This is a genomic window from Pseudomonas sp. FEN (assembly GCF_904067045.1).
GTDB lineage: Bacteria > Pseudomonadota > Gammaproteobacteria > Pseudomonadales > Pseudomonadaceae > Aquipseudomonas.
The window spans coordinates 122,909-136,593 of record NZ_CAJFDC010000014.1 but is presented as its reverse complement, the minus strand read 5'-3'; the positions used below and the strand labels follow the sequence as shown (position 1 = coordinate 136,593).

Genomic DNA, 13,685 nt, shown 5'->3' with positions numbered 1-13,685 from the left:
CGGCCCGGGCACTTGATGAGCCCGGGCCGAAGGGCTTAGCGGCGACGGAACAGCGGTAGCGGCTCGTCGGTGGCGCCCTGGTAGGTCACCGAGAAGTCCTTGAGGCTTTCCAGCGCTTCGTAAGGGTCCTTGTCCGCGCGCAAGGCGTAGGCGTCGAAACCGCAGCGGTGCATGTAGAACAGCTGATCGCGCAGCACATCGCCAATCGCCCGCAGCTCGCCCTTGTAGCCATAGCGGTCGCGCAACAAACGGGCGTTGGAGTAGCTGCGGCCGTCAGTGAAGGCCGGGAAGTTCAGGGCAATAACCTGGAAGTGCCGCACATCATCGCCGATTTCCTCGGCTTCTTCATCGGCGTCCAACCAGACTCCCAGCCCGCCGTCGCGGGCCTTGAGGGCATGGCCATGCTCACGCCACAGGGCCAGCGGCACGATCAGGTCGTCGCAGTTGGAAATGCCGTCGAAGCTCGCGTCCTTGGGCAGCAGATGCCAGGTCTCGTCGATGACGGCGTTGTTCTTAATGATTCGCTGCATAGACGCGCTCCTTGAAGGGGTCGATACCGATACGCTGGTAAGTGTCGATGAAGCGTTCGTCTTCGGTACGTTTTTCCACATAGACGTCGATCAGCTTCTCGATCACGTCGGGCATGGCGTCCTGGGCGAAGGACGGGCCGAGGATCTTGCCCAGGCTGGCGTCACGGCTGGCACTGCCGCCGAGCGAGACCTGGTAGAACTCTTCGCCTTTCTTGTCCACCCCGAGAATGCCGATATGGCCGACATGGTGGTGGCCGCAGGCGTTCATGCAGCCGGAAATGTTCAGGTCCAGCTCACCGATATCGAACAGATAGTCCAGGTCGTCGAAGCGGCGCTGGATGGACTCGGCGATTGGGATCGACTTGGCGTTGGCCAGGGAGCAGAAATCGCCACCCGGGCAGCAGATGATGTCGGTCAGCAGGCCGATGTTCGGCGTGGCGAAGCCATGCTCGCGCAGTTCGCCCCAGAGGCTGAACAGTTGGCTCTGCTCGACATCGGCGAGAATGATGTTCTGCTCGTGGGAGGTGCGCAGTTGGCCGAAGCTGTAGCGATCGGCGAGGTCGGCGATGGCGTCGAACTGCTTGTCGGTCACGTCGCCCGGCGCTACGCCGGTAGGCTTGAGGGACAAGGTGACGGCCACATAGCCGGCCTTTTTGTGCGCCAGGGTGTTACGGCTGCGCCAGCGCGCGAAGCCTGGGTGCTGCTGGTCCAGTTCCGCCAGTTCGGCGACCTGATTGCCCAGGACTTTGTAGTCCGGATCGACGAAGTGCTTGGCCACGCGATGGACTTCGGCCTCGGTGAGGGTGGTCTGGCCGGCGCGCAGATGAACCATTTCCGCGTCGACTTTCTCGGCGAAGACTTCCGGGGTCAAGGCCTTGACCAGGATCTTGATTCGCGCCTTGTACTTGTTGTCGCGACGGCCATAGCGGTTGTAGACCCGCAGGATGGCGTCGAGATAGCTCAACAGGTCCTGCCACGGCAGGAATTCGTTGATAAAGGCCCCGACCACCGGGGTACGGCCCAAGCCGCCGCCCACGAGGACCCGGAAGCCCAGTTCGCCAGCGGCGTTATGCACAGGCTCCAGGCCAATGTCGTGGACTTCGATGGCCGCGCGGTCGGAGCTCGAGCCGTTGATGGCGATCTTGAATTTGCGCGGCAGGTAGGCGAATTCCGGGTGGAAGGTGGTCCACTGACGGACGATTTCGCACCAGGGGCGTGGGTCGATCAACTCGTCGGCGGCCACGCCTGCGAACTGGTCGGTGGTGACGTTGCGCAGGCAGTTGCCGCTGGTCTGGATTGCGTGCATCTGCACGGTCGCCAGCTCAGCCAGGATCTCGGGCACATCCTCCAGCGCCGGCCAGTTGAACTGCACGTTCTGTCGGGTGCTGACGTGGGCGTAGCCCTTGTCGTAGTCGCGGGCGATCCGCGCCAGCATTCGCGCCTGGCGCGAAGTCAACTGGCCATAAGGTACGGCCACCCGCAGCATCGGGGCAAAACGCTGGACATACAGGCCATTTTGCAAGCGCAGCGGGCGGAACTCTTCTTCGCTCAGCTCACCAGCCAGGTAGCGTCGGGTCTGATCACGGAACTGCTTGACGCGGTCCTCGATGATCCGCTGATCGTACTCGTCGTATACGTACATATAGATCCTGTTCTCAGGCTTCATAAATACCCCGGGCGCCCAGGCACCCGGCGTATCTCAACAATTCTGCGCGCACGGCCGCGCACTCCTGACGGAGCCGGCGCACGATAGCAGTTTGCAGTTATGCGTAAAAGTGATGTTTGAGTATATGCACAGAACCAAAACGCCTAAGCTGCGCCGATAATCCATTTCCACATTTGTGGTATGGGCAAATCTCTACTTAACTATCTGCGAGTCTTGAAGCAATCACCGATAAAACCGACAAGAGGCGATGCGATGAGCAATCCGGTCAAAGCAAGGAAAAGCGACAGCACGGTCGATGCCTGGGCGATCTTGTTCCTGATCATCCTGGTGGTGGCCACAGCGGTGTTCTGGGTCAGTCACAAGTAAGGCGGCGGCCTCTGCCGTCACTCTGATGCACAATCTGCCGTAACTGTAGGAGTGGCCGGTCGACGCTTGATTGCTCGTGATGAACGCAAGGGCACTGCGCTTATCCGGGTGTCCGCGTTATCGTTGACGTCCATCGTCGGAACGCCGCCAGGAGCAATCGAGCGTCGACCGGCCACTCCTACATTCCGCAGAGGTAGAGCCTGTAGCGTTGCCATGGCGAAAGTTGCCAGACAATTTCGACAACTTGCCGAGAAAGGCAGGCATTTTGCTTGTATCATACGCCGCTATTTTTCGGGGCGCGTTGGCATGCTGAAGACTCTCTGCAAGGTGCTGCTGATCCTGAGCCTGCCGTTCTGGGCGACGGCCCAGGCCACGACGGTGGTTTTTCTCAATCCTGGTTATTCCACTGAGCCGTTCTGGGTCAGTTATGCCCACTTCATGCAGGCGGCCGCCCGCGACCTCGGCATGCAGCTGGAGGTGCGCTATGGCGAGCGCAATCCGCAAACCAGTCTTGCCCAGGCATATGAGGTCCTGCAGGGCGCGCATCGGCCCGATTACCTGGTGTTCGTCAATGAACAATCCGTGGCCCCGCAAATCCTGCGGATGGCCGAGGGTCGAGGGGTGAAACTGTTTATTGTCAACAACCGGCTGACGGCGGAGCAGAGCGAGCGGCTCGGCAACATGCCGGAACTGCTGGGTAGCATGGTGCAGAACGACGAGCAGGGCGGTTATCTGATGCTCAAGGAGCTGATCCGGCAACGCTCGTTGCAGGCGCCTGGCCAGCCCATCGACCTGTTGGCGTTTGCCGGGGTGATACTCACCCCGGCCTCACAACTGCGCGAGCAAGGCATGCGTCGGGCCTTGGCGGAGTCTCCGCAGGTTCACCTGCGACAGTTGGTCCACGGCGAGTGGAGTCGCCAGCGCGCCTTTGATCAGGCCGAGCAAATGATTCGGCGCTACCCGCAGACCTCACTGGTCTGGGCCGCCAACGATGAAATGGCCCTGGGCGCCATGGCCGCCTTCGAAAAGGCCGGCCGCCGGCCCGGGCAGGATGTTCTGTTCAGTGCCGTCAACAGCTCCCCGGAGGTTCTCCGGGCGCGCATTGACGGCCGCTTGAGCGTGCTGGTAGCTGGGCATTTCGCCCTGGGCGGCTGGGCGATGGTGTTGCTACGTGACCATGCCGACGGGATCGACTTTACCCGCTACGGTGGTCGCGAGCGGCTGCTCCCGGCGCTTGAGTTGATCGACAAGGCCCAAGCCAGGAAACTGTTGCAGCTCAGTGCCGGCGAAAATTACCACGTCGATTTCAAGGCCCTGAGTGCTCGGGGCAAGCCGGACACCTACCGTTACCCCTTTTCCCTGAAAACGCTGCTGCCCTGAAATTATTCTATGCTGGTGGTAACTACGATGTTGCGCCCGGTATATGAATACGCTCTGATTTGAGTGGCGCAATGAATCGGTATTACCAAATCCGGGATGCTTTTGGTCGGCAGTATCTCGTAGTCATTCTTGAGTACAGGAGGAGTAGATCCACTCGATAGCGGTTATCTGCCAAAGGATACTGACATGTCCAGTTCAATCAACTTGTCGTACCGGAGGGAGAGAGTCAGCGTTCCTCTTCTGTGTCTGTGGATGGTTATTGCCGGGGGCGGGCCGACGTTTGCCCGGGCCGCCGATCAAGACTCATTCATCATGTTTCGTCTTGCAAAAGATATTGCCCTGATACAACAACAGTCCGTGACTGATAGCCAGGTCAAGGGAAACCTCGATGCGCTGGCGCAAACAGTCCCGCAGATCGCGTCGTCTCTGGATCAGCGTGCGCGAAAGAGTGACAGAGAGAATACGCTCGAAGCCCTGTATGGCATCAACCGTGAGTTCTCTATCGATGTCAGGGATACCCCGGCCGAACAGCGCGACGCACTGATGCAGGCGCTCCTGAGCAATCCATTGGTCATCTCCGCCGAAATGGCCGCGGCCGCGGCCGAGTCCGAGAAGGATTCCGGCCAGTTGCTGTCCTCGGCACGCAGGTCGGCGGCGGCCGATGCCACGCAGCCGTCCTATCGGCAGGGACCTGCTCCAGCGGCGGGCTACCGGATCGGCGGGATCAACTCCGAGGCCGCGAGCAACCTGCCGGGCGGCAACGGCGAGCGGGCCCGCGTGGTGATCGCCAGCGACAATTACTGGGACCGCAGCCATGAAAACCTGCCGTCCCTGCCTTTTTCACCCATCAGCGGTCCACAGCGGTTGAGTTGTTCCACTTATTACACCGTGGGCAATTATGCCAATGCGGCGGCCGGGATCATTACGGGCAAGGACAACGGCGCCGGCATTGTCGGTATTGTGCCGCAAGCCCAATTGACCGCGGTGCCGGCGACTTTCGCGTCCATTTACAACGAGATCTATAACGTCGGGTTGCAGCCCGGGGATGTTGTGGTACTTGATCCGACATTCAGCAGTACCACCAGCGGTTATGGCGATTTTGTCCCTTACCCCGGGGATACTTGTCCCAAGGCCCGGCCGAGCGATCAATCGACTCGAACCTGCCAACTGCCTTCCGTGGGTTACGAGAGCACTCAGCGACGGGTTGAAATCCTGACCGAGGAAATGGGTGTTCACGTTGTCGTCAATACTTCTGGCGGCATTGCTTTCGGCCAGGATCCAGCGACACCGCTGAATCTGGATCATGCCGATTTCAATGGCCTGTTTGATCGCGATCGCAATGATGATGGCGCTATCTACGTCAGCAGTATCGAGCCTCGCACGGGAAACTCCCTGGCGGCCAACTACGGTGCCCGGGTCGATCTGTCGACCTGGGGTACGCACATCACTTATCCCAGTTATCAGGCCGGCGCGGGGCACAACACCTACTCGCGCTATGATCGGGAAGATGCGCTCAATTATCGGTTTTCCGCCTACATTGTCGCCGGGGCGGTCGCACAGATTCAGAGCATCGCCTTTGCCAAGGGCCTGGGGCCGGTGCCGCCCAAAGTCATGCGGCGCTTGCTGGTTGAAACAGGCCATGCTTTTCCCGATCAGGCGCCCGGGAAAAACATTGGCCGTCAACCCGACGTAAAGGCCGCGGTCGACAAGATGCTGGCCGATTACAGCCAGGGCTTCCCTCCCGAACCGCCAGAACCGTTTCATATCAAGCGGGTGCTGGGATCGGGCGCGCCGTTCCACGGCCGTAGCTGGGGCTATCGTCCCATCGTCGCGCCAACCGGAATGGCGGATGTCACCTACCACTGGGACGGTCTTGATCAGGATCCCCTGGAGTCGCCTCGGGTTGACCCGTCGACAGGTGAATTGCTGCTGGGAGTGGGATGGAGCAAGGCGAATCACAACCCGACGATCAAACTCGTTGCCACTGATCGTCTCGGCAACTCCGATCACTGGTCCAGGACGCTCGATATCCCGAGGCTGGTCTGGTGGCATAGTGGTGAGTGGAAGGTGCCCGAGGTTATTGAGTCGGGGCAGACGGTGTCGTTCAGCGCAAAAATCAATTCGCCACCTCGTCTGGAAGGGGGGACCGACGAGCACTATTTCTACTGGAAGGCACCGGGGCTGTTCTCGGGCACGAGGGTCGGCAATGTATCGGCCAGGGAGCCCTATACGCTGACGATCACAGCACCTGAGGTGACCCGGGATGAGCAGGTCAGGGTGCAGTTGTTGGGGACGGAGGGTGAGCTGAGAACGCTCACGCAGGTCGCAAGCGCCCAGCCCGGGATATTCTTTTCGCAGATGGTCACGCTCAAGGCGGGCGGTTCGGGCGGCGGTCCTTCGCCAACGGGCGTGTTGAAAGCACCGGCTTCGGTGGTCGGCAATGGCCATTACCTGTTCAAGGTCGATGAGGCCCGTGATCCCGCCGGTGGCGCCTTGACCTACCAGTGGACGCTGCCCGAGGGGTTCGCCAATCCGGGCAACAGCGCCATGGCTTCCGGTTTCGTGCCCGGTACCGACGTGAGCAAGGCGGTCACGATCGAGGTGCTGGTCTCCAATGCACAGGGCAAGTCGCTGACCTTGCGCGAGCCACTGTCGATTGTCGCGGATTTGCCCAGCGGCGATATCGAGGGACCGGCAACGATTACCATGGGCTCGGGCGAGTCGAGGGAATTCGTGGTCAAGGCAACACTGCCCGATGGCGCTGCGCCGACCTTCAATTGGAGTAAACCGGGAGGTTTCGTCGGGACGCTGACATCCAGCGACAGGATCACGCTCACCGCCCCGCAGGTCGACCAGCCGCTGCAGGCCACTGTGTCGGTGATCGTTTCCGGACGCGGCACCAGTCAAGTGGTCTATTCCAGGGCGATCAGGGTTGAGCCGCGATCAGCCGCCAATCCGCCGGCAGAAGCGTGCGCCACGCCGTGGAGCGCGAGCACCGCCTATGCAACCCCGGGGGTACGGGTCTCCTATGACGGGTATAACTATGAAGTCGCCCACTGGACGCAGGGTAATCAGCCGGACAAGAACTTTGTCCTGAGCGGCAGCGCCAAGCCCTGGCGGCAGGTCGGCAGTTGCTCGCCTTAGTGCTGGCAACGACCCGCCGGGCCAATGCTCAAGAGTGGGCATTGGCCCGGCGGCTTTCCCGTCCGTCATCAGACGCCGGCAAAGTGCAGTACCAGCTTCACGATGCCGAACAGCACCAACGCGAACACGGCGGTGAAGAGGATACCCAGGATGACAAAGTGGCTCGGTTTGCCGTGGGTGAAATCGCGGGCGCGGTTTCTCCCGCTTTGCACGCCGAAGGCAGCCGCCATCACGCTGTGCAGCATCTGCCAGAAAGTTGGGGGTTTGTTGTCGATCGGGTCGTCCATAAAGCCCTCCACGCAGGTCTGTGTGTAGAGAGCATAGACAATATGGGAGATATGCGACCGCGGCGGGCCCTTTCAGGTGACAGCGTCATTTTTGACGGTCATCGCCTGAAGGGGCGCCGTTGCGCAATCGCTGATGGCCGATTGCTGGGGATCAGTTGTCGTAGCCGAGGTTCGGCGCCAACCAGCGCTCACTGACGCTCAGGTCCTGGCCCTTGCGCGCGGTGTAGCTCTGCACCTGGTCCTTGTCGATCTTGCCCACGGCGAAGTACTGCGCCTGCGGATGGGCAAAATACCAGCCACTGACCGCCGCCGCCGGGAACATCGCATAGTGCTCGGTGAGGAACACGCCGCTGTCACCGGCCTTGCCTTCGCTGGCCGCCGGGTCGAGCAGGGCGAACAGGGTGCCTTTCTCGGTATGGTCGGGGCAGGCCGGGTAGCCGGGCGCCGGACGGATACCGCTGTACTGCTCCTTGATCAGCGCATCGTTGTCCAGTTGCTCGTCCTTGGCATAGCCCCAGTAGTGCTTGCGCACCTGTTGGTGCAGCCATTCGGCACAGGCCTCGGCCAAGCGGTCGGCGAGGGCCTTGACCATGATCGAGTTGTAGTCGTCGCCCTTGTCCTGGTAGGCCTTGGCGACTTCCTCGGCACCGATCCCGGCGGTGGTGATAAAGCCTCCCACGTAGTCGGTGACGCCGCTGTCCTTGGGGGCGACGAAGTCGGCCAGGGAGAAGTTCGGCTTGCCGTCGGTCTTGATGATCTGCTGGCGCAGGTGATGCAGTCTGGCCAGTGGCTTACCGTCTGTGCCATAGACCTCCAGGTCATCGTCATGCACCTGGTTGGCCGGCCAGAAGCCGAACACGGCGCGGGCGCTGATCAGCTTCTCGTCAATCAGTTTGTCGAGCATTTCCCGGGCATCGGCATAGAGGGCGGTCGCGGCTTCCCCGACCACTTCATCTTCGAGGATGCGCGGGAACTTGCCGGCCAGGTCCCAGGAGATAAAGAACGGGGTCCAGTCGATGTATTCGGCCAGGACCCTGAGGTCGATATTGTCCAGTACCTTGGTGCCAGTGAAGGTCGGTTTGACCGGCTGGTAGCTGCTCCAGTCGAACTGCGGCTTCTTGGCGATCGCCACCGGATAGCTCAGGCGTTCGGTACGGGCGCTGCGGTTGGCCGTGCGCTCGCGGACCTCGACGTATTCGGCACGGGTTCTCTCGACGAAGCCGGCCTTGAGTTCCTTGGACAGCAACTGCGTCGCCACGCCCACGGCGCGCGAGGCGTCGGTGACATAGACCACCGCATCGTTGCTGTAGCGCGGTTCGATCTTCACCGCCGTGTGGGCCTTGGAGGTGGTCGCGCCGCCGATCATCAGCGGCAGGTGAAAGTCCTGGCGCTGCATTTCCCGGGCAACATGGACCATTTCATCCAGCGACGGCGTGATCAGCCCGGACAGGCCGATGATGTCGCACTTCTGCTCCTTGGCCACCTGCAGGATCTTCTCCGCCGGGACCATCACGCCGAGGTCGACGACATCGTAGCCGTTGCAACCAAGGACCACGCCGACGATGTTCTTGCCGATGTCGTGGACGTCACCCTTGACCGTGGCCATCAGGATCTTGCCCTTGGCTTCAGGTTTGTCGCCTTTCTCCAGTTCTATGAATGGGATCAGGTGGGCCACGGCCTGTTTCATCACCCGGGCGGATTTCACCACCTGGGGCAGGAACATCTTCCCGGCGCCGAACAGGTCGCCGACAATGTTCATGCCGGACATCAGCGGGCCTTCGATCACTTCGATCGGGCGGGCGAACGACTGGCGCGACTCTTCGGTGTCTTCGACGATGTGCGTGGTGATGCCTTTGACCAGCGCGTGTTCCAGGCGTTTGTTGACCGGCCAGCCACGCCACTCTTCGGTCTCGGCTTCCTTGACGCTGCCGTCGCCCTTGTACTTGTCGGCGATGGCGAGGAGGGCGTCGGTGCCTTCCGGGGTCCGGTTGAGAATCACATCCTCGACGGCGTCGCGCAGTTCCGTCGGGATCTGGTCGTAGATCTCCAGCTGGCCGGCATTGACGATACCCATGCTCAGGCCGTTGCGGATCGCATACAGCAGGAACACCGAGTGGATGGCCTCGCGCACCGGGTTGTTGCCACGGAACGAGAAGGACACGTTGGACACGCCGCCGCTGGTCAGCGCATAGGGCAGCTCGTCACGGATATAGGCGCAGGCGTTGATGAAGTCGACGGCGTAGTTGTTGTGTTCCTCGATACCAGTGGCCACGGCGAAGATATTCGGGTCGAAGATGATGTCCTGCGCGGGGAAGCCGACTTCGTTGACCAGGATGTCATAGGAGCGTTTGCAGATTTCCTTCTTGCGCGCCTCGGTATCGGCCTGGCCGGCTTCGTCAAAGGCCATCACCACCACGGCGGCGCCGTAGCGTTTGCACAGCTTGGCGTGGTGGATGAACTGCTCGACACCTTCCTTCATGCTGATGGAGTTGACGATGCCCTTGCCCTGGATGCACTTGAGGCCGGCTTCGATCACTTCCCACTTGGAGGAGTCGATCATGATCGGCACGCGGGAGATATCCGGTTCGCCGGCGATCAGGTTGAGGAAGGTGACCATCGCCTTCTTCGAGTCGAGCATGCCCTCGTCCATGTTGATGTCGATCACCTGGGCGCCGGACTCCACCTGCTGCAGGGCGACTTCAAGGGCTTCGGTGTAGTTGTCCTCGCGGATCAGCCGGGCGAACTTGGCGGAGCCGGTGATGTTGGTCCGCTCGCCGACGTTGACGAACAACGACTGGCGGTCGATGGTGAACGGCTCCAGGCCCGACAGGCGACAGGCTTTCGGAATGTCCGGAATCGCCCGTGGCGCGTAACCGGCAACGGCCTTGGCGATGGCCTCGATATGCCCGGGGGTGGTCCCACAGCAGCCACCGACGATATTCAGGAAGCCGCTCTGGGCGAATTCTTCGACAACCTTGGCCATTTCCGCCGGCAATTCGTCGTATTCGCCGAATTCGTTCGGCAGGCCGGCGTTGGGGTGCGCGGAAACATGGGTGTCGGCCTTGTCCGAGAGTTCTTCCAGGTACGGCCGCAGCTCGCTGGCGCCGAGGGCGCAGTTCAGGCCGACCGAGATCGGCTTGGCATGGGCCACGGAGTTCCAGAAGGCTTCGGTGGTCTGGCCCGACAGGGTACGGCCGGAAGCATCGGTGATGGTCCCGGAAATCATGATCGGCAGTTCGAAGCCGAGTTCTTCATACACGCCCTGCACGGCGAAGATCGCCGCCTTGGCATTGAGGGTGTCGAAAATAGTCTCGATCAGGATCAGGTCGGCACCGCCTTCGATCAGGCCCTTGGTGGCCTCGGTGTAGTTCTCCACCAGCTCATCGAAGGTCACATTGCGGTAGCCGGGGTTGTTCACGTCCGGGGACAGCGAGCAGGTGCGGCTGGTCGGGCCCAGTACCCCGGCAACGAAACGCGGCTTGTCCGGCGTCTCCAGGGTTTTCGCATCGGCCACCTTGCGCGCCAGACGGGCGCCTTCCACGTTGAGTTCGTAGACCAGCGCTTCCATGCCGTAGTCGGCCTGGGACACCTGGGTGGCATTGAAGGTGTTGGTTTCGAGGATATCGGCGCCAGCATCCAGGTAGGCCTTCTCGATCGCGCCGATCACATCCGGGCGGGTAATGACCAGCAGGTCGTTGTTACCCTTGACATCGCTGGGCCAGTCGGCGAAACGTTTGCCACGATAGTCCTGTTCCTCGAGCTTGTAGCTCTGGATCATGGTGCCCATGCCGCCGTCGAGAATCAGAATGCGCTCTTTGAGAGCTTGCTGGAGAGCATAAAGGCGAGCACTGCGATCGGACATGGAAACTACCTGAAGGACGGATACAGAAAGAGCCACGATCATAGCAAACCTGTGCGCTTTTGGAGTGCCGGGCGGTTTTCATGAATATTGCTCATGTTCAAGGCGGGTTGACGCGGTAGAATTGCGCGTTTTCTTTCAGGACCAGGGATATGTCGCACAGAGCTATGGGTTTTTTCTTGCTGCTATTGTTTAGCGGTGTCGCTGAGGCACAAGGCCCGGCGCCGGCGATTTCCTATACCCGCGATGTTCAGCCGATTTTTACCGAGAAGTGTGTCGCTTGCCACGCCTGCTATGACTCGGCGTGCCAGCTCAACCTGGGCAGTGCGGAAGGGGCCACCCGGGGAGGTTCGAAGGCCCTGGTCTATGATGGTACGCGCAGCGAAGTGGCACGCCCGACCCGGCTGTTCTACGATGCCCAGGGGCCGGCTGCCTGGCGGGGCAAGGGCTTCTATTCGGTACTCGACGCCCAGGGCAGCCAGGCCGCGCTGATGGCGCGCATGCTGGAGCTCGGCCACCGCACCCCGTTGCAACCCAACGCCAAGTTGCCAGAAGAGATTGTGCTGGGCTTGCAGCGCGAGAACATGTGTCCGTTACCGGACGAGTTCGCCGCCTATGCCGGTGCCCATCCGAAAGAGGGCATGCCACTGGCAGTGACCGGTTTGACCGAGCAGCAGTACCAGACCCTGCAACGCTGGCTCGCGGCCGGAGCGCCGGTCGACGAGCAAGGGGTGGCGCCGAGTGCCCGGGAAACGCTGCAGATCGCCGCGTGGGAGGGCTTGCTCAATGCCCCGGGCGCCCGCGAAAGCCTGGTCGCGCGCTGGTTGTTCGAACACTGGTTCCTGGCCCATATCTACTTTGACGGCGGCGACTCGGGGCATTTCTTCCAGTGGGTCCGTTCGCGCACGCCCAGCGGCCAACCCATCGACCTGATCAACACCCGACGCCCGAACGATGACCCGGGCGTCCAGATCTACTACCGACTGATGCCGGTGCAGGGCGTCATTGTCTACAAGACTCACATCACCTTCGGCCTGAGCGCCGCGAAGATGGCGCGGATCAAGACCCTGTTCTACAGCGGCAACTGGCAGGTCACGGCCTCGCCGGGCTACGGCCCGCGGCGGCGGGCCAACCCGTTTGAAACCTTCGAGGCGATCCCGGCGGCGGCCCGCTATCAGTTCATGCTCGACAACGCCGAGTACTTTGTCGATACCTTTATCCGTGGCCCGGTCTGTCGTGGGCAAATTGCCAGCGACGTGATCCGTGACAACTTCTGGGCGCTGTTCCAGGCACCGGAGCATGATCTCTACATCACCGATCCCGTTTATCGCGGCGCCGCCACACCGTTACTGGCGATGCCGGGACAGAATGACGATGTCGGCAGTGTGTTGAGCCTGTGGTTGGCCTATCGCGACAAGCGCAACGAGTATGAAGCCTTGCGCAGGGACGCCTACGCCAATGTCCGGGCACCGAGCTGGTCGACCTTGTGGGCCGGTAACGACAACGCGTTGCTGAGTATTTTCCGCCATTTCGATAGCGCCACGGTGAGCAAGGGCCTGATCGGCGAGGTGCCACAGACGATGTGGCTGTTCGATTACCCACTGCTGGAGCGCACGTACTATCAGTTGGTGGTGAACTTCGATGTGTTCGGTAATGTGTCGCACCAGGCGCAGACGCGGCTGTATTTCGACCTGATCCGCAACGGCGCCGAGCAGAATTTCCTGCGCCTGATGCCGGCGAACTCGCGCGACGCTTACCTTGACGACTGGTACCAGAACGGCGGTAAGGTGAAGATGTGGCTCGACTACGAGCACATCGACAACAGCAAGCCGAGTGCCCTGCAGCTCGATGAAAAGGATCCCAAGCGCGATTTCGCCAAGCAGTTACTGGTGCGCTACGGCGATCTCAATGCCCACCCGGACCCGATCAACCGGTGTGCCGGTGCGTACTGTTCACGACCGAATATCGACCCGCAGTTGCAGGAGGCCGAGCAGTCCCTGAGTCGTTTGACCGCGCGTCCGGCGGCCGGGCTCAAGGTCATCGACCAGTTGCCGGAAGCCACGATGTTGCGTATCGAAAGCCGTGGTGGCAAGCGCGAGATCTACAGCCTGTTGCGCAATCGTGCCCATAGCAACGTGGCGTTCATGCTCGGTGAGGAATCTCGCTATCAGTCGGGGCTGGACACCGTGACCATTTACCCGGGGATTCTCAGCAGCTACCCGAACTTCCTGTTCAATATTCCGGCCGATCAGGTGCCGGCGTTTGTCGATGCCATGGAACAGGCCAAGGACGCCGCCGGGTTCGAGCAGATCGTCCAGCGCTGGGGAATTCGCCGCAGTCATCCGCAGTTCTGGGTGTATTTCCACGATCTGACGACCTACCTGCGGGAAACCGACCCGGTGAATGCCGGTGTGCTCGATATGAACCGCTACGAGAACCTTTGAGGCCGGGGC

The 13,685-nt window shown here is 61.2% G+C and carries 7 protein-coding genes; 3 read left to right on the top strand and 4 right to left on the bottom strand.

Annotation, left to right across the window (positions count from 1 at the left end; genetic code table 11):
- Window positions 1-35: 35 nt before the first annotated feature.
- On the bottom strand, window positions 36-530 hold the full coding sequence (locus PFEN_RS17055) for a DUF934 domain-containing protein (RefSeq protein ID WP_191487994.1): 495 nt from the start codon (window positions 528-530) through the stop codon (window positions 36-38).
- Entirely contained in the window at window positions 514-2,172 is a 1,659-nt protein-coding gene (locus PFEN_RS17050) for a nitrite/sulfite reductase (RefSeq protein WP_191487993.1), read from the bottom strand. Before PFEN_RS17050 ends, PFEN_RS17055 begins: the two co-directional genes overlap by 17 nt.
- A 696-nt stretch (window positions 2,173-2,868) precedes the next feature.
- Between PFEN_RS17050 and PFEN_RS17045 the strand changes: the two genes are divergently transcribed.
- The gene (locus tag PFEN_RS17045) at window positions 2,869-3,942 is read left to right on the top strand and encodes an ABC transporter substrate-binding protein (protein ID WP_191487992.1); all 1,074 of its coding nucleotides are present in this window, start codon (window positions 2,869-2,871) and stop codon (window positions 3,940-3,942) included.
- A 129-nt stretch (window positions 3,943-4,071) separates the two neighbouring features.
- Entirely contained in the window at window positions 4,072-7,086 is a 3,015-nt protein-coding gene (locus PFEN_RS17040) for a S8 family peptidase (RefSeq protein WP_191487991.1), read from the top strand.
- A 68-nt stretch (window positions 7,087-7,154) separates the two neighbouring features.
- Here PFEN_RS17040 and PFEN_RS17035 read toward each other — a convergent pair whose 3' ends face one another.
- Together PFEN_RS17035 and metH are read right to left on the bottom strand one after the other, a co-directional pair.
- On the bottom strand, window positions 7,155-7,373 hold the full coding sequence (locus tag PFEN_RS17035) for a DUF2970 domain-containing protein (RefSeq protein ID WP_191487990.1): 219 nt from the start codon (window positions 7,371-7,373) through the stop codon (window positions 7,155-7,157).
- 151 nt (window positions 7,374-7,524) lie between these two features.
- The gene (metH, locus tag PFEN_RS17030; RefSeq protein WP_191487989.1) at window positions 7,525-11,235 is read right to left on the bottom strand and encodes a methionine synthase; all 3,711 of its coding nucleotides are present in this window, start codon (window positions 11,233-11,235) and stop codon (window positions 7,525-7,527) included.
- A gap of 149 nt (window positions 11,236-11,384) precedes the next feature.
- Here metH and PFEN_RS17025 point away from each other — a divergent pair, with 149 nt between their 5' ends.
- Window positions 11,385-13,676, top strand: a complete 2,292-nt coding sequence (locus tag PFEN_RS17025) for a fatty acid cis/trans isomerase (RefSeq protein WP_191487988.1) — start codon at window positions 11,385-11,387, stop codon at window positions 13,674-13,676.
- Window positions 13,677-13,685: the final 9 nt, after the last annotated feature.